Origin of the sequence: Halorubrum sp. Atlit-28R (assembly GCF_003665955.1) — an archaeon.
Taxonomy (GTDB): Archaea; Halobacteriota; Halobacteria; order Halobacteriales; family Haloferacaceae; genus Halorubrum; species Halorubrum tropicale.
In genome coordinates, this window is record NZ_QPLS01000002.1 from 25,704 (window position 1) to 41,888 (window position 16,185).

The 16,185-nt window shown below is 72.7% G+C and carries 18 protein-coding genes; 9 read left to right on the forward strand and 9 right to left on the reverse strand.

The window, feature by feature from the left end:
* Positions 1-17: 17 nt before the first annotated feature.
* Positions 18-383: a hypothetical protein gene (locus DVK06_RS03675; RefSeq protein WP_121599333.1), complete on the reverse strand. Its 366-nt coding sequence runs from the start codon at positions 381-383 to the stop codon at positions 18-20.
* A gap of 154 nt (positions 384-537) precedes the next feature.
* Here DVK06_RS03675 and DVK06_RS03680 point away from each other — a divergent pair, with 154 nt between their 5' ends.
* Both DVK06_RS03680 and menD read left to right on the forward strand, forming a co-directional pair.
* Entirely contained in the window at positions 538-918 is a 381-nt protein-coding gene (locus DVK06_RS03680; RefSeq protein ID WP_121599334.1) for a DUF5830 family protein, read from the forward strand.
* 79 nt (positions 919-997) lie between these two features.
* Complete coding sequence (menD, locus tag DVK06_RS03685; protein WP_121599335.1) at positions 998-2,878, forward strand: 2-succinyl-5-enolpyruvyl-6-hydroxy-3-cyclohexene-1-carboxylic-acid synthase; 1,881 nt, start codon at positions 998-1,000, stop codon at positions 2,876-2,878.
* Between the two features lie 26 nt (positions 2,879-2,904).
* Here the strand turns inward: menD and DVK06_RS03690 are convergent, their stop codons facing one another.
* Both DVK06_RS03690 and DVK06_RS03695 read right to left on the reverse strand, forming a co-directional pair.
* Positions 2,905-3,354 carry a hypothetical protein gene (locus DVK06_RS03690; protein WP_121599336.1) on the reverse strand — a complete coding sequence of 150 codons (450 nt, stop codon included), beginning with the start codon at positions 3,352-3,354 and terminating at the stop codon, positions 2,905-2,907.
* 53 nt (positions 3,355-3,407) lie between these two features.
* The gene (locus DVK06_RS03695) at positions 3,408-3,773 is read right to left on the reverse strand and encodes a BsuPI-related putative proteinase inhibitor (RefSeq protein WP_121599337.1); all 366 of its coding nucleotides are present in this window, start codon (positions 3,771-3,773) and stop codon (positions 3,408-3,410) included.
* Positions 3,774-3,893: 120 nt separating this feature from the next.
* Between DVK06_RS03695 and DVK06_RS03700 the strand changes: the two genes are divergently transcribed.
* On the forward strand, positions 3,894-4,715 hold the full coding sequence (locus DVK06_RS03700) for a DUF2797 domain-containing protein (RefSeq protein WP_199718570.1): 822 nt from the start codon (positions 3,894-3,896) through the stop codon (positions 4,713-4,715).
* Entirely contained in the window at positions 4,712-5,371 is a 660-nt protein-coding gene (locus DVK06_RS03705; protein WP_053771154.1) for a trimeric intracellular cation channel family protein, read from the forward strand. The genes DVK06_RS03700 and DVK06_RS03705 overlap by 4 nt, the downstream gene beginning before the upstream one ends.
* A gap of 47 nt (positions 5,372-5,418) precedes the next feature.
* On the opposite strand, the gene DVK06_RS03710 is transcribed toward DVK06_RS03705, so the two are convergent.
* From DVK06_RS03710 to DVK06_RS03720, 3 genes are read right to left on the reverse strand one after another with little or no spacing between them, the layout of a single operon-like run.
* Positions 5,419-6,465: an ABC transporter permease gene (locus tag DVK06_RS03710; RefSeq protein WP_121599338.1), complete on the reverse strand. Its 1,047-nt coding sequence runs from the start codon at positions 6,463-6,465 to the stop codon at positions 5,419-5,421.
* Positions 6,458-8,581: an ABC transporter permease gene (locus DVK06_RS03715; protein WP_121599339.1), complete on the reverse strand. Its 2,124-nt coding sequence runs from the start codon at positions 8,579-8,581 to the stop codon at positions 6,458-6,460. The genes DVK06_RS03710 and DVK06_RS03715 overlap by 8 nt, the downstream gene beginning before the upstream one ends.
* Positions 8,578-9,651, reverse strand: coding sequence for an ABC transporter ATP-binding protein (locus DVK06_RS03720; protein ID WP_121599340.1), 1,074 nt, complete (start codon positions 9,649-9,651; stop codon positions 8,578-8,580). The genes DVK06_RS03715 and DVK06_RS03720 overlap by 4 nt, the downstream gene beginning before the upstream one ends.
* A gap of 539 nt (positions 9,652-10,190) precedes the next feature.
* Here DVK06_RS03720 and DVK06_RS03725 point away from each other — a divergent pair.
* On the forward strand, positions 10,191-10,637 hold the full coding sequence (locus tag DVK06_RS03725; RefSeq protein WP_121599600.1) for an SRPBCC family protein: 447 nt from the start codon (positions 10,191-10,193) through the stop codon (positions 10,635-10,637).
* Positions 10,638-10,658: 21 nt separating this feature from the next.
* On the opposite strand, the gene DVK06_RS03730 is transcribed toward DVK06_RS03725, so the two are convergent.
* Positions 10,659-11,141, reverse strand: coding sequence for a VOC family protein (locus tag DVK06_RS03730; RefSeq protein WP_121599341.1), 483 nt, complete (start codon positions 11,139-11,141; stop codon positions 10,659-10,661).
* Between the two features lie 199 nt (positions 11,142-11,340).
* Positions 11,341-11,790, reverse strand: coding sequence for a DoxX family protein (locus tag DVK06_RS03735; RefSeq protein ID WP_053771160.1), 450 nt, complete (start codon positions 11,788-11,790; stop codon positions 11,341-11,343).
* Positions 11,791-11,859: 69 nt separating this feature from the next.
* On the opposite strand from DVK06_RS03735, the gene DVK06_RS03740 reads away from it, so the two are divergent.
* Positions 11,860-12,261 (forward strand): helix-turn-helix domain-containing protein, encoded by a 402-nt coding sequence (locus tag DVK06_RS03740; protein WP_121599342.1) that lies wholly within the window; start codon positions 11,860-11,862, stop codon positions 12,259-12,261.
* 79 nt (positions 12,262-12,340) lie between these two features.
* Positions 12,341-12,826 carry a hypothetical protein gene (locus tag DVK06_RS03745; protein ID WP_121599343.1) on the forward strand — a complete coding sequence of 162 codons (486 nt, stop codon included), beginning with the start codon at positions 12,341-12,343 and terminating at the stop codon, positions 12,824-12,826.
* 10 nt (positions 12,827-12,836) lie between these two features.
* On the opposite strand, the gene DVK06_RS03750 is transcribed toward DVK06_RS03745, so the two are convergent.
* Positions 12,837-13,115 carry an acylphosphatase gene (locus DVK06_RS03750; protein WP_121599344.1) on the reverse strand — a complete coding sequence of 93 codons (279 nt, stop codon included), beginning with the start codon at positions 13,113-13,115 and terminating at the stop codon, positions 12,837-12,839.
* Positions 13,116-13,246: 131 nt separating this feature from the next.
* Here DVK06_RS03750 and DVK06_RS03755 point away from each other — a divergent pair, with 131 nt between their 5' ends.
* Entirely contained in the window at positions 13,247-14,779 is a 1,533-nt protein-coding gene (locus tag DVK06_RS03755; RefSeq protein ID WP_121599345.1) for a phosphomannomutase, read from the forward strand.
* Positions 14,780-14,984: 205 nt separating this feature from the next.
* Positions 14,985-16,154 carry a BMP family protein gene (locus DVK06_RS03760; RefSeq protein WP_121599346.1) on the forward strand — a complete coding sequence of 390 codons (1,170 nt, stop codon included), beginning with the start codon at positions 14,985-14,987 and terminating at the stop codon, positions 16,152-16,154.
* Positions 16,155-16,185: the final 31 nt, after the last annotated feature.

Sequence of the window (16,185 nt, forward strand, 5' to 3'; positions counted from 1 at the left end):
GAGGCCCGGCGGCGAGGTCAGGAGAGCCACAGCAGCCGCAGGTTGCTCGCGGTGAGGTACGTCCCCGTCGCCGTGAGCAACACCGGCGGGAAGTAGTACAGCAGGCCGTCCCCGTCTCGCGCGCCCTCGACGCTGATCCAGAGCATCACGAGGTAGACGGCGATCTTCAGCGCGACGAGCCCGGAGAGCCCGAACGACTCCAGCGCGAACCGCACCACGGGGTTCGCCTCTTCGATCGTCGGCACGTATCGGAGGAAGGCGACGGTGGAGACGATGTCGCCGACGCCGTACGTCGCGGTCGCCGCGATCCACAGCCAGTAGAACTCGTTCGGGCGCCGCCGGTAGGCGGGACGGCGGCGGGAGCGGTCGCGGGAACGGGCCACGGTCGGAGGTGTCGTCCGCTCGACGTGAATCTGCCGGTCTGCGAGGGTTGGCGGACGATCGTTGGGGGCGCGCGGACGCGACCGCCGACCGCTCGGGGCGCGGGCCGGGCGCCCATCCCGCCGACTTAAGAGCGACCGCGCCGTCTCGCCGGTCGTGACGGAGCCGCCGACCCGCGACGAGAAGCTGGAGCTCGGCGTCGAGCTGCTGGCCCACCTCGAACGCGAGGAGCTCGACCTCGCCGCCGCGGTCGACCGGATCGAGACGATAACGACCAGCCCGGCGCTCACCCGCGACATCCTCGACGCGGCCGAGAAGCGCGGCGTCATCGACCGCGAGGGCGCCCGGCTCCGCGTCCGCACGGGCGGGACCTACGTCGAGTACGACAGCCAGGTCGTCGCTCGCGAAGGCGACTTCGAGTGTCGGCGGTGCGGCGCCTCGATTTCGACGGGCCACTTCGTCGAGCTCGACGCCGGCGAACTCGGGCCGTTCGGCTCCTCGTGTATCCGGAAGGTGACCGGGCGGGAGTCGGAGTGACCCCGCCGTCGACCCCGCACGCCCCCGCCGCTCGGTCGAACCCGCCGGAGTATTTACGTCGGCGCCCGAAGCGGCGGTAATGACCGCGCCGAACCGGAACGTCCTGTGGGCGACCGCGCTCGTCGACGAGCTCGTCGCCGCGGGCGTCGACGCCGTCGTCGCCTCGCCGGGCAGCCGCTCGACGCCGCTGACCGTCGCCGCCGCGGGCCACGAGGAGCTCCGCGTGTTCTCACAGCTCGACGAGCGCTCCGCCGCGTACTTCGCGCTCGGCCGCGCCCGACGGACCGGCCGCGTGACGCCGCTGATCTGTACCTCGGGCACCGCCGCCGCCAACTACCACCCGGCCGTGATGGAGGCGAGCGAGGCGCGCGTCCCGCTCCTCGCGCTCACCGCCGACCGGCCGCCGGAGCTGCGCGACTCCGGCGCGAACCAGACCGCGGACCAGGAGAAGCTGTACGGCAACGCCGTCCGGTTCTACAAGGACCTCCCCGAGCCGGCCGCGAACGACCGGGCGCTCCGGTCGCTCCGGACCACCGTGGCGCGCGCGGTCGGGGCCGCCGAGGGCGCCGAGCCGGGACCGGTCCACCTCAACGTGCCGTTCAAGAAGCCGCTGGAGCCGACGCCGGTCCCGGACGACGTGCCGAACGACCTCCCGGAGGCCGCCGAACGCGGCCGCGACGGCCCCTACGTCGACGTGACGCCCGGCGCGCCGGAGCCCGGCGACGACGAGCTGCGCGCGCTCACGGCCGAGCTGGGCGACGCGGACCGCGGGCTGATCGTCGCCGGGCCCGCCGACCCGCCGGGGATCGACCCGGAAGCGGTCACGGCGCTCGCGCACGCGACCGGCTTCCCCGTGCTGGCCGACCCGCTCTCGGGGCTCCGGTACGGCGGCCACACGCGCGTCGCGCCGGTGATCGGTAACTACGACGCCTACCTCTCGGCCGACCTCGCCGGCGACGGACCGGAGGGGTGGAGCGACCCCGACCTCGTGCTCCGACTCGGCGCCTCGCCGACCTCGAAGCGGCTCCGGAAGTACCTCGCCGGGACCGACGCCGCCCAGTACCAGGTCGATCCCGCCTGCGGCTGGCGCGAGGCCGAGTTCGCCGCGACCAACCTCGTCGTCGCCGAGCCGAGCCGGCTCTGCGCCCGCCTCTCGCGGCTCGTCGCGGGCGGGGGCGGAGACGGCGGCTGGCGCGCGCAGTGGGAGGAGGCAGACCGCGTCGCGCAGGCGATCCACGCCCGTGAGGAAGAAGCGAGCGGGGATTCGGCCGCGACCGACGCGACCGACGCGGCGTTCCACGAGGGCGACGCCGTCCGCGCGGTCGCAGAGGCGCTGCCCGACCCGGCGACGCTGTTCGTCTCGAACTCGATGCCCGTCCGCGACCTCGACCGGTTCGTCGGCGCGACGACCGCGAACGTCACCGCGCTCGGTAACCGCGGCGTCTCGGGCATCGACGGCATCGTCTCCAGCGCGCTCGGCGCGGGCAGCGGGACGACGGACGACCTCACGCTCGTCGTCGGCGACCTCGCGCTGTACCACGACTCGAACGGGCTGCTCGCGGTCGACCGCTGCGACGTCGACGTCACGGTCGTCGCGGTCAACAACGACGGCGGCGGCATCTTCCACAAGCTCCCGATCGAGTCGTTCGACCCGCCGTTCACCGAGTCGTTCAAGACGCCGCACGGGCTCGACTTCGAGCCGCTCGCGGCGCTCCACGGCCTCGGATACGAGCGGATCGACGCCCGCCCGGACGCGCTCGCCGACCGCGGCGACGACCCCGCGGAGCGCGCGGCGGCGGTCGCGGAGGACGTGACGGACGCCGTCGCCCGGGCCCACGAGGCGCCGGGGTCACACCTCGTCGAGGTCGAGACCGACGCCGAGGCCAGCCACCGCGCCCGGGAGGCGTTGGCGGCCGCGGTCGACCGCGCGGTCCACGGGCCGGAGTCGGACGCGTCGTAACCGCGCGAGCGCCCCGCCGGACGCGATCAGGGGACGATCGGGCTCGGCCCCGCGCCGCGCTGCGCCCCGAGCGCGACCCCGGCGTACGCGACGACCGCGAACTGGATCCCGACGCCGAGGCTCGCGCCGAGCGCGAACACCGCGGTGACGATGGGGCCGCGGTCCGGACCGAGGTACCAGAAGACGGCGACCGACCCGAGCAGGAAGGCGACGGTCGCGCTCGCGCCCGTCGCCAGCGCGGTCGACGTGGCGGACGCGTCGCCGTCGCGCAGTCCGGCGAGGAGGGCGGTCCCGAACAGCACTCCGTACACCAGCAGGAACGCCGTGAACCGGGCGCTCACGAGGTACGTCGAGAGCGTCTCGGCCGACGGGAGCGCGACCGGCGATTCGAGGAGGATCGGCGAGAGGCGCCTGATCCCGCTGATCGCGACCGCGACGACCGCGGCGACGACCGGGGGGAGGGCTGCCGTGCGCATGTCCGGGGGAGCGCGCGGGCCTCATTTATACAGTCCGGTCGGAGCGGGCGCGGTCACGGCACGGTGACGACCGCCGCCGCGCGCACGTCGCGGCCCGTCGCCGCCGCCTCGCCGACGATCCGGTAGGTGCCCGAGGGCGGCCGCCGCCACGTCGCCTCGTAGCCGACCGCTTCGCCGGGCGCGACGGTCTCGCTCCCGAGCGCCTGCGTGAACATCCGGTTCGCGCCGTAGCGCCAGACCGGGTCGGCGTCCTCCCCGTCAGCGTCGGAATCGACCTCGGCCGCCGGGTACGCGGTGAACTCCGCGCGCTGCCCGGTCCGGAAGTCGAGCGTGACCGGCGTCGACCCCGCGTTCTCGATCCGCAGCGAGAGGGTCAACCCGTCGTCGGTCGCCGCCGTCGCGAGCGTCGCGTCGAGCATGGGGGCGTCTGCGACGTCCGCGGGTAAAATACCTCGGCGGCCGCGTCCCGGGACCCTCGGAAGGCGGCGAGCGGACCGGCCGACGACGGCTATAAGCCCCGCCTCTCCCTACCTCGCGGCGTGCAGGTCGTCGGCTACGAGACGGACGCCGCGAGCGGCCCGCCGGAGTCCGACGGGGACGCGGATTCGACCGCCGCGGCGAGCGGACCGATCGGCGGCGGGCTCTACGTCGCGAGCGGCGGGACCGTCGACTTCGTGGACGCGAGCCCCGGGACCGAGCTCGCCTTCGGCCTCGGCGAGCGCCGCTGCGCGGGGACGGTCCACGAGGGCGACCACGTGGCCTGCGACGCGGCGGACGCCCCGTACTGCGACGAGCACTCGGGGGTCTGGGTGTGCGCGCGGTGTACCGGCACGTGCCTGAAAGACGAGATGGACTGCCACGAGTCGCACGCGATGTACCTCGCCGCGTTCGCGCCGGACGTGCTGAAGGTCGGCGTCACCCGCGAGTGGCGCCTCGGGACTCGCCTCCGCGAGCAGGGCGCCGACCGCGCGGCCCATATCCGCACCCTCCCGAACGGCCGGATCGCCCGCGAGGTGGAGGCCGAGCTGGCCGCCGGCGACGACCTCGTCGACCGGGTCCGCGTCCCGACGAAGCTCGACGGGTTCGGGCGGGCGGTCGACGAGGCCGCCTGGGAGGCGCTCCTCGACCGGTTCGACCCGATCGAGCGGTTCGCGTTCGACTACGGGCTCGACCTCGACGAGCGCCCCGTCGCCGAGACGATGGCCGCTGGGACCGTCCGCGGCTGGAAGGGGCGCGTGCTGGTGCTCGACCGCGGCGGCTCGACGTACGCGGTCGACGCGCGCGACCTCGTGGGGTACGAGCTGACCGACGCGGTGCCGGAGCGCGAGCTCCAGTCCAGCCTCGGGGCGTTCGGCGGATGACCGGGGGCGTCCTCGCGACCCTCTTCGGCGACCCGTTCGCGGTCATGAACACGGTCGGCCTCGTCGCGTTCGCCCTCGTCGGGGCGAGCAAGGCGGTCCGCGAGGAGTTCGACCTCTTCGGCGTCGCGGTGGTGGGGCTCGCGATGGCGTTCGCGGGCGGCGTCACCCGCGACCTCCTCGTCGCGCGCGTCCCGCTGGCGCTGCGCTCGCCGGTCGAGATACTCCTCGGACTGCTCGGCGTCGCGCTCGCGGTCGGGCTGAGCGCGTGGCTCGCCAGCCCGGACGAGCACCCGGTGACGCTCGTCGCCGACGCCGTGGGCCTCGCCGCCTTCGCCACGACCGGCGCCATCGTCGCGACGGACGCCGGCGTGTCCGCGTTCGGCGTCGTGGCCGTCGCCACGATCAACGCCGTCGGCGGCGGCGCGCTCGCCGACATCCTCCTCGACCGGTCCCCGTTCATCCTCTTCGAGGACTTCTACGCGAGCTGCGCCGTGCTCGGCGGGATCGCCTACTGGCTGGTCGGCGTCCTCGGCGGCCCCTCGGGGGTCGCGGCCGCGGCCTGCGCGGCGGTGACGGTCGGGCTCCGGCTCGTCGCCGTCGCCCGCGGCTGGCGGCTCCCGACCGCGAAGGGGCTCGGTGACGGGTTCGGTCGGTAGGAACGGGAACGATGGCTCAGAGAGGCGTTCGCTGTGAACCGAATCGCTCAGCGACCGAACCCTTCGACGGCGACGACGCGCCGGACGCCGAGGTACGCGGCCCCGGCGATGGCGGCGTACGCGATCACCAGGACGCCCGTCGCCGCGCCCGCGCTGTCGATGGCGAGCCGCGCCACCGCGTTCGCGGGGCCGCCGGCCATCGCCGTCGCGCCGCCGAACAGCACGAGGACGGCGACCGAGTAGAGCAGCTGGGCCGCCCGCCGGTCGGGCGCGACCGCCGCGATGCCGACCGCAACCGAGACGACGAGCGTCGTCAGCGCGGTCATCAGCGCCAAGATCGGGCCGACGTTCGCGACCGACGTGCCGTTCGCCTCCAACAGCAGGAGCCATATCAGCGCCTGGCCGGGCGCGATCCCGATCGCCGCGATCGCCTTCCCGTCGACGATCTCCGCGAGCGTGACCGGCGCGACCCGGAGCAGCTCCATCGTCCCCCGATCCAGCTCCTCCGTGATCGAGTCGACCACGAGCGACCCCGAGATGAACACCGGGAGGAAGACGAGGAGGGGGATCAACACCGTGTAGGTGAACGTGAAGTACGGGCTGGTGTCGCTGCGGTCGGGCAGCGGCAGCGGCGACTCCTGAAGGTACGAGGCGCGGGCGTCCCGCTCGTTCAGCTCGTAGGTCCGCAACAGCTCGCGCAGCTGTACCACGATCACCGTCGTCTCCACGGTGGTGTCGGGAGCGGTGACGGCGGCCGACACCCGCCCGTCCTCCGTGCGGGTCGCGACCACCACCGCGTCGGCCGCGTTCCGCTCGAAGGCGCTCCGGGCGGCGCTCGCGTCCTCGTACGGCGTGACCGTGGCGCCCGGCACCTCGCTCGCGGCGCGCTCCAAGTCGTCGACCGCGTCGCCGGCGCCCGCGACTTCGATCTGCGCCCCGTCGAGCGAGCCCGGGTCGTACATCGAGACGAGCCCGACGACGAGGAACGACGAGAACATCGCGATGAACAGCTGGATCCCGATCGCCAGTAGGATCGTCTTCTCGGCGCGCAGCCCGGCTATCTCCCGCCCGGCGATCGTCAGGCGGCTATCCAAGGCTCACCACCCCGACGTTGTACGCGGCGTGGCCGAGCGTCGCCAGCGTCAGCGCCAGCGCGTAGGCGGTCCGGCCCCGGCTCGCGCCGAGGCTCGCGACCCCGGTGGTCGCGACGTGGAGGACGAGCGGCGCGAGGAACAGCGCCGCCAGCGCGAGCGGCGGCAGCCCGGAGAGGCCGGCCACGTCCGCGAAGGCGGCGCGGCCGAGGAAGAGGTCGGTGAGCCCGACCGCCTGGACGACCGCGGTGGCCTTCTCCGCGAGGAAGAAGCCGGTCCCCGAGGCGGCGCCGACCGCGAGCGCGACGCCGAGGGCCCCTTCCCCGTCGGTTTCGGCGGTTCGGGCGAAGACGCCGCGCTCGAAGCCGGCGTAGAGGCCCACGCTCTTCGCGACCTCCTCGATGAACGCGATGGTCACGAGCAGCACCGGGATCGACACGGTGACCGGCAGCGCGAACAGCACCGCGACGGCCAGGAGCTCCGCGACGAACACGAACGGGATCGTACAGGCGGTGAGGAACGCGACGCGGGCGAGCGCGCGGAGCCGGTCTCGCGTGAGGAGGCCGGCGTCCGCCGGCACCGGTGAGAGCCGGACCGCGAGCGCGTCGAGGAACTTCCGCGTCACCGGCTTCTGCGAGAACATGTCCTCCTCGCGGTAGACGCCGAGGCCGAGGCCGAAGAGGAGGGCGGCGCCGACCGCCATCGGCGCGGTCGAGAAGAGGACCTCGCCGGCCGAGACGGCCTCGCCCTGGAGGTCGAAGACGACGAGCGTCAGCGGCGAGACGAGCGCGACGGGCGTCACGTTCGTGAAGATGGCCGGGACGAACGCGTAGGTGGTCAGGAGGACGCTCACCCCCACCGTGACGAAGGTGAGCTCCTTGAACGAGCGCGCGAACATCGCGCCGACGAAGGTGGCCCCGAGGAACGTCGCCGCGACCGGCGCCACCGCGACCACGGAGAGCGGCCCGCCGCCGACGAGGAGGGCGATGAGGGTCGTGACGACCGCGGCGGCCGCCGCGTACGGCAGCGTCTTACCGGCGACGATCTCGGCCGGTGACAGCGGCGTGACGAGCAGCGGCTCTCCCCGCCGGTTCGTCCGTTCGTCGAGGATCGACGAGCCGTACGCCTGGATCAGGAAGTTCATCGGCACGAGGAAGACGAACGCCAAGAGCAGCGAGGTGAACGGGAACGGCGGCGTGATCGACCCGGGCGAGCCGACCGTGTCCGCGCCGAACGCCGCGCCGCCGATGGAGGGGACAGCGAAGCCGCCGTCCTCGCCGGACGCGCTTCCGTCCGCGACGGAGCCCGCGTCGTCCGAGCCGTCGCCGCCGTCGCCTGCGCCGCCGTCCGGCCCGTCACCGTCATCTGACCCGCCGCCCGACTCGCCGCCACCGTCGCCTGCGCCGCCGCCAGACTCCCCGTCGCCCCCGCCGAGGGTCGCGCCGTCGCCGGAACCGCCGTCCGACCCGCTGCCACTGCCGTCTGATCCTCCGCCCGACCCGCCGCCACCGTCGCCTGCGCCGCCAGACCCCCCGTCGCCCCCGCCGAGGGTCGCGCCGTCGTCGAAGCCGGTCGTCCGGCCGACGTACCGAAGCGTGACGACGACCGGGAAGGCGGCCGTGCGGTTCGGCTCGGCGCGCATCAGCCGTTCGTTGTGCGACTCGACGGCCTCGCGGACCGACGCGGCCGCCGCCTCTCCCTTCCGCGTGTCGCTCGCGCGGACGACCACCTCCTCGACGTCCGCGCCGTCGATCGCGCGGTCGTCGCCCGCTCCGGGTCGCACCACGGTCACCACGACCGCGTCGGCGGAGTCGCCGAGCGACGCGGTCCCGGCTGGCACCGGGCGCAACGAGGGGGCTTCCTCGATCGCCTCCGCGTACGGCGACTCGGCGTCGACCCCGACGCGGTACACGTTTTGGTCGACGTCGAGGCCGGCGACGCCGGTGGCCACGCCGACCCCCACGACGCCGCCGGCGACGAGGAGCAGAGCGACCCCGGCCGCGAGCGTCCGGCGGTCCACGCCGCCCGAGGCGCGGGCGGACTCCCACCTGGCCACGCGGAAGACGCGGCGGCCGGCGACGGCGAGCCGTCGGCCGACGCGGCGCAGCCGGTCGGTCACTCGGTCGCCTCCGTCGCCGTCGCGGGGGTCGTCTCCTCACCGCCCTCCGACGCGTTCGCGTCGTCGTCGCTCGTCTCGTCGGAGTCGCGGTCGCTGTCGGTCCCCCTGTCCGAGCTGCCGTCGTCGCCGTCGCTCCGTCCGTCCGCACCGCCGCCCACGGTGTACCGCCCGGGCATCGGCCGGCCGACGATGTCGAGGAACACGTCCTCTAGGCTCGGCTCGCGGCTCCGGATGTCGACGACCTCGCCGCCGACGTCGGCGACGGCCTCGCGGACGGCCGCGACGGCGTCCATGCTCGGGACCGCCGTCCGGTACCGGTCCCCGACCTCCTCGGTCGCCGCGTCGAGGTCGTCGAGCGCGGGCGTCGCGGCCGGCTCCGCGTCGGTGAACACGCGGTAGGTCGTCTCGCCGTGTCGCTCGCGGATCCCGTCGACGCTCCCGCGGGCGACGATCCGCCCCTCGTTCATCACCACCACGCGGTCGCAGACCGACTCGACGTGGTAGAGGTTGTGCGCCGAGAAGACGACCGTCTTGCCCGTCTCGCGGAGCTCGCGGGTGAACGCCAGCACCGAGTTCGTCGTCACGGGGTCGAGCCCGGAGGCCGGCTCGTCGTACACCAGCACGTCCGGGTCGTTGACCAGCGAGCGGGCGATGGCGACCTTCCGTTTCATGCCCTTCGAGACGTCGCCGAGGCGGCGCTCGCGGTGGTCGAGTTCGAGGCGGTCGAGCGCGGCGCCGATCCGCTCGTCGGCGACCTCGCCGGGCACGTCGTAGAGGTCGGCGAAGAAGCGGAGGTACGACAGCGCGGTCATCTCCTCGTACAGCGGCGACTCTTCGGGGAGGAACCCGAGGTGCCGGCGCATCTCGGGGTCCGCGGCGTCGAACCCGGCGACGGTCACGTCGCCGTCGGTCGGCTCGACGAGGCCGGCGACCACCTTGAGCGTCGTCGTCTTGCCGGCCCCGTTCGGGCCGACGATCCCGAACACCTCGCCGTCGTCGACGGCGAAGTCGCTGTCCACGACGGCCGCGAAGTCGCCGTAGGTCTTCCGCAGGCCCGACACCTCGATCATGCGCACGGCTCCGCCGTCGGCCGGGTTAAACCCACGCCCGCGGGTATCAACCGCGAGAACGGTCCGGGAGGAGGGCGACGGAGACAGCGAACACGGGGAAGCGGCGAGGACGGCAAAAATGGGGAAAGCGACACGGCCGCGCGGCTCTTCGGTCGAGGGCTGATCGACGCCGGTACGTCCGGCGAGAAACGGCGGTCGGCGTTACTCCTCTTCTTCCTCTTCCTCGACGGCTCCCCGTCCTCGCTCCCAGACGCCGTCGGCGGACGTGTCGTTCGGTGCTGTGTGCGAGACGTCTTTCATGGTGTCGCGATCGCTTGCCATATTGACCTGCGATAGTCCGGAACCCCGTATTAACCCTTCGTGGAAAGAGATAATGAGTCCTGATAGCATATTAGGTATTAATATCCGCACGATGTCAGCGGTCGGACCTCTGGACGTACCTCTGAAAGCAGTGGGTTCTGCGGCGCAGAAGCGACCGAACGTTTCGATCCTTTCGGGCGGCCGCAGCGATGAGGTGGACGGACCCCGGAGGAATCGACGTGTCCGGAAATCGCGACGCGCCCGGGAACGTCGACCGCGGCGACGGCGGGTCGGTGGTCCGGGAGGGCGCGACGCTCGCCGTCGGTCGCGACGTCGCCGCGCCGCCGGAGGCCACGGCGACGGCGCTCCGCGACACGCGGCGCTGGCCCGACTGGAGCCCGTCCGTCGGCGGCGTCGAGAGCTCGGACCGGTACGTCGAGACCGGGACGACCGGTCGGGTTCGAGTCGCCGGCGCGTGGGTCCCGTTCAGGGTATCGTCGGCGACGCGCCTTCGGTGGGACTGGGAGGTCGCCGGGATACCCGCCACGGGCCACCGCGTCGAGCGGTACTCCGGGGACCCGGACCGGTGTCGGGCGGTGATCGAGGTCCCGCTCGTCGCGGCGCCGTACGTGCCCGTCTGCCGGCGCGCGCTCGACCGGTTCGCGGCGCTCGTGGAGGGCGAGTGAGCCGGGCGGCGACTGGGGGTCTCAGTTCTCGTACCCCGCTTCGAACGGGTCGATGACCTCGCTGCCGGGCTCGTCCTCGTCGCGGGTGAATCCCGGCCCCCGCGTCGCCAGCTCGAAGACGAGCCCGTCGGGGTCGGTGAAGTAGATGCTCTTGAAGTAGGTGCGGTCCTTCTCCTCTGAGACCTCGACGCCGTGCGTTTCGAGGTGGTCCTGCCACTCGCGGAGCGCCTCCACGTCTTCGACGCCGAACGCGAAGTGGTGACTGGCGCCCGGGCCGGGCGCCCCCTGCGAGTCGGGGTACTCGAAGTAGGTGACGTTGGTCCCCGGTTCCCCTTCGGGCGTCGGCGAGTAGTAGTAGTGCGGCGTCCCGGGGTCGTCGTAGTTCTGGGTCCGCTTCACCGTGTGCCAGCCCAGTACGTCCTCGTAGAACGCGGTTGTCTCCTCGATGTCGGTGCAGATGTTCGTGACGTGGTGGAGCCCGGTCGTCGGCGGCGCGTCGGTCATGTCTGGGCGAACAGTCGGCGGGAGCACAGTTAGTCGTACTGGCGGCGGTGTCGGCCGGCCCGACGGCTCGACGGGGTCGCCGAGCGGCGTTTCGAAAAGGCGTCCGGGGCAACCGCGCTGCGCGTGTGCAGTAGTAGCGTACAGCGTGTGCGCGGTGGTCGCGAGTCGACGCGTCGTCGGGGTCGGGTCCGCCCGCGGCTCAGAACAGGCCGACGCCGACCGCGTACGGCCACGCGGTGCCGCCGACGGCGAGCAGCGCGAGCGCCGCGCCGGCGCCGTAGACGTTCTTCAGGAAGCTCGTCATCTCGTTCTGCTTCTCCTCGGGGTCGTCCATCGACCAGAAGTCGTGCATCGTCACGGCGGAGACGAGGAGGAAGAAGGCGAGCGCGCCGGCCGCGACGACCGGGAACGCGCCGGCGACCACGGCGACGCCGCCGAGCACGAGCACGGCGCCGGAGGCGATGACCGAGAACGTCGGCGCCGGGAGGCCCTTGAACTCGGCGTATCCGGCCATCGTTTCGAGGTCCATGAAGTGGTTGAGCCCCATGAAAGCGAGCGTCGCGCCGAACAGGATCCGGCCGAGCAGGAAGAGTTCGCCCGAGAGCGGGGCGTCGAACTGAAGCGGTATCGTCGCGAATTCAGCTAACATCGTGTAACCTGCTATACCGACGTAACCTATTTATCGATTCCCGGACAATTGGGTTAGTAGGTAACACCGATGTCATCAGAGGATCTCTCGACGGCGGAGTCGGCTGAGGCGGCGGAGACGACGGAATCGAGTCCCGACGCGACGACGGAGGCGACGGCGCCCGAGACCCCGTGCCCCGTCATCGACTCGATCGAGCAGATCGGATCGCAGTGGCGGCTCGTCGTCCTCCACGAGCTGTTGAACGGCGAGTCCCGGTTCAACGAACTCAAGCGCGAGACCGACGCGAACGCGCGGACCCTCTCGCGCGTGCTCGACGACCTCCAGGAGACCGGCTTCGTCGACCGGCGGATAGAGGAGGACTCGCCCGTGGCGACGTACTACAGCCTGACCGACAAGGGCGAGTCGCTCGCGCCCGTCTTCGAGGAGATCGACTCGTGGGCTCACGAGTGGCTCGCAGAGTGCGAGGCGTAGTCGAGAGATCGAGTAATCGAGGCGTCCGAGCGCACCGGACGGCGAAACGCACACCCTTCTGCGGCGCGTACGGATCTGCGTGTACGCCGGACTGAAGAGCACCCCCTGTTGCCTCTGCGGGCGCGACGACACGCACACCCGGATCGCGGTACCGCCGCGGGCGCTCCGCCTCATGGAGAACGGGGAGCCGATAGCTTGGCGCGACGTGGTCGGCACGGTGACGCTCCGCTTCTGCGCCGACGACTGGGACCTCGTGAGCGACCTCGCGATCGAGATGGGTACGCACCCGCTCTCGCGGTGTAACGCCGCGCACGTCTCGCTCGACCTCCGCGAGGACCACGAGGCGCTGCTGTCGGCGACGAAGGCGGAGACCGACCAGACCGAGCTGGAGGCCCGGCTGTCGCGCGAGGCCGAGGCGACCCTCGACGCGGTCGACGACCCTTATACCGAGGAGCGCGACGTGGTCGAGGCCGTCGTCGTGTTGCGCGCGCTGGAGGAGCTCGGGGTGCGCGAGCGGTCCGGCGCCGACGCCGCCGGCGCCGCGGCGGCCGCGGACGACGACTGAGCGGGCCGCGTCACCACCTGACCTCGAATCCCTCGATCCCCTCCGGCTCGCCGTACTCGGCGTCCACGTCGTCGACCTCGGCGGCCCGGCTCCCCGTCTCGCACCACGCGACCATGTCGCGGACGTCGCCCTCCGGCCCCTCGAAGACGGCTTCGACTCGGCCGTCCTCCAAGTTCCGAACCCAGCCGTCGACGCCCTTCTCGCGGGCCGTGTCGCGGGTGGTCGCCCGGTAGTAGACGCCCTGAACCCTGCCAGAGACGAAGACGTGCGCGCGAACGCGGTCGGTCATCGGTCGGTGGTGCGCCCGCCGGCGTGTTAAACGGTCCGCCGGCGGCCCACTCGCGGCGGGTCGACCCCCGGCGGGCCGACCTCGCCCCCGCAACCGACGCCTACTAACTCCCGGGCGCCGACGGGGTCGACATGGACCTGTTCGGAACCGCAGGCATACGCGGCGGCGTTGAGGACTGTGTCACGCCGGCGCTCGCGCTCGCCGTCGGGCGAGCCGTGGCCGCCGAGATACGCAGCCGAGCCGAGGGGTCGTCCGCGGGGTCGACCCCCGAGTCGACGGTCGTGCTCGCCCGAGACGGGCGAGTTACCGGCCCGGCGCTCGCCGCGGCGATGGAGGCCGGGCTGTCGGCGGGCGGCGTCGACGTGCGCCGCGCCGGGCGACTCCCGACGCCGGCGCTCGCGTACGCCTCGCGCGGCCGCTACGGCGTGATGCTCACCGCGTCGCACAACCCGCCGACAGACAACGGGATCAAGCTGTTCCGCGACGGCGTCGAGTTCGACCGCGACGCGGAGCGCGCCGTCGAGGCGCGGGTCGCCGACGAGGCGGCGGTCGCCCCGTGGGGCGACTGGACCGAGGCGGTCCGGACCGACCCGCTCGGGGACTACCTCGACGCCGTGCGCGAGTACGCCGCGGGGTTCGGCGCGCCCCTCGACGGGCTCCGCGTCGCGGTCGACTGCGGCAACGGGATGAGCGCGCCCGCGACGCCGGCCGTCCTCCGTGAGCTGGGCGCCGACGTGGTCACGCTCAACGGCAACGTCGACGGGCACTTCCCCGGCCGCGGGAGCAAGCCGACCCCCGAGACGCTGGCCGATCTGCGGGCCTTCGTCGCCGACGCCAACGAGGGCCTCGAGAACCCGGGGAGACCGACGCCCGGCGAGTCCGGCGAGGGCGGCGGATCGGGGGAGACCGAAGGGTTCGCCTTCGGGATCGGTCACGACGGCGACGCAGACCGGATCGTGATCGTCGACGCGGACGGCGAGGTCGTCCACGAGGACACGGTCCTCGCGCTCCTCGCGGAACGGTACACCCGCGCGAGCGACGCGGCGGACCCCGTCGTCGTGACGACGCCGAACGCCTCGGGGCGCATCGACGAGCGCGTCCGCGAGGCCGGCGGCCGGGTCGAGCGCGTGCGCCTCGGCGCCCTCCACGAGGGGATCGCAGCCGTACGGGAGGAGGCGAGCACTGCCGGCGCGGTCGGCGAGGCGGGCGCGGTCGGCGAGGCGGGGGCCGCCGGAGAGGTCGGCGTCGACACGCGCGTCGTCTTCGCGGCCGAGCCGTGGAAGCACATCCACGTCGCCTTCGGCGGGTGGATCGACGGCGTCACCTCCGCGGCGGTGATCGCCCGCCTCGTCGCCGACGAGGGGCTCGACGCGCTCCGAGCGCCGATCACGGAGCGCCCGTACCGGAAGGTGAGCGTCTCGTGTTCCGACGACGCGAAGGGCGACGTGATGGACCGCTTAGAGACGGCGCTGCCGGAGGCGTTCCCCGAGGCCGCGGTCGACACCGACCACGGGGTCCGGCTGGAGTTCGACGACGCCTCGTGGACGCTGGTCCGCCCCTCCGGGACGGAGCCGTACGTCCGGGTGTACGCCGAGAGCGACGAGGTCGACGCGCTGGTCGCCGAGGTCGAGGGCGTCGTCGAGGACGCGGTCGCGGCGGCCTGAGCCCTCCCGTGGCCGGGAGCGCTCCCGATCGAGTCCCGGTGACGGCGGGCCGTTTACGACCGTGAGAGATTCGGGTTCGTGGATCGAACCCGTCGATACCGGGGTCGTTTCCGCCGGGTTCGCTTCGAACGTCCGCACGAACGTGTGACAGCCGCGGCAGGGGAACGACGAATTTATGCCCCGTTCCGACGGGATCAGTAGTGAGATGGCATCCGACTTCGAACGGCGGCGGTTCATCAAGGCGGCAAGCGCGGCGGGCCTGATCGGCCTCGCCGGATGTAGCGGCGGTCCGAGCGACGACGAAAGTTCGGACGGCTCGGACGGGTCCGACGGTTCGGACGGATCCGACGGCTCGGACGGGTCTGACGGTTCGGACGGCTCCGATGGGTCCGACGGCTCCGACGGCGGGAGCGGTCCGGCGGCGAACATCGGGATGGTGTACGCGACCGGCGGCCTCGGCGACGGGTCGTTCAACGACCAGGCCCAGCAGGGCGCGATCGAGGCCGAGGAGGAGCTGGGAATCTCCTTCCGCGAGGCCCAGCCCGACGAGGTGGCGCAGTTCAGCACCTTCCAGCAGCAGTTCGCGAACTCCAGCGACCCGGACTACGACCTGGTGTGCTGTATCGGGTTCCTCCAGGCGGACTCGCTCGCCGACACCGCGTCGTCGTACCCCGACCAGGACTTCATGATCGTCGACTCGGTCGTCGACGCGGACAACGTCGCGAGCTACACCTTCCGGGAGCACGAGGGGTCGTACCTCGCGGGGCTGATGGCGAGCCTACTCACGACGCGCTCGTTCTCGGCCGGCGCCGGTTCCACCCAGGGCGACTCGACGAACCTCGGGTTCGTCGGCGGCGTCGAGTCGGACCTGATCCAGAAGTTCCAGGCCGGCTTCGAGGCGGGCGTCTCGGCGGGCAACGACGACGTCGACGTCAGCGTCAACTACACGGGCAGCTTCAACGACCCGGCCGCGGGCCGCGAGGCGGCCACCTCGATGTACAACAGCGGCGCGGACATCGTCTACCACGCCGCGGGTAACACCGGTACCGGCGTCTTCCAGGCCGCCCAGGAGCAGGGGAAGTTCGCGATCGGCGTCGACCGCGACCAGTCGGTCACGCGCCCGGACTACGCCGACGTCATCCTCGGCAGCATGGTCAAGCGCGTCGACACCGCGGTCTACAACGCGATCGAGGCGACCGTCGACGAGGATTTCCCCGGCGGCTCGAACGTCGCCCTCGGGCTCGGCAACGACGGCGTCGCGCTCGTCTACGGCGACCAGCTCGGCTCCGAGATCCCCGACGAGGTCACCGAGGAGGTCGCGACCGCACGCGAGAACATCATCGCCGGCGACATCGACGTCCCCTCCGAGCTGTAGGCGTCCATCGACAGGGGTCACCCGCGCGCCG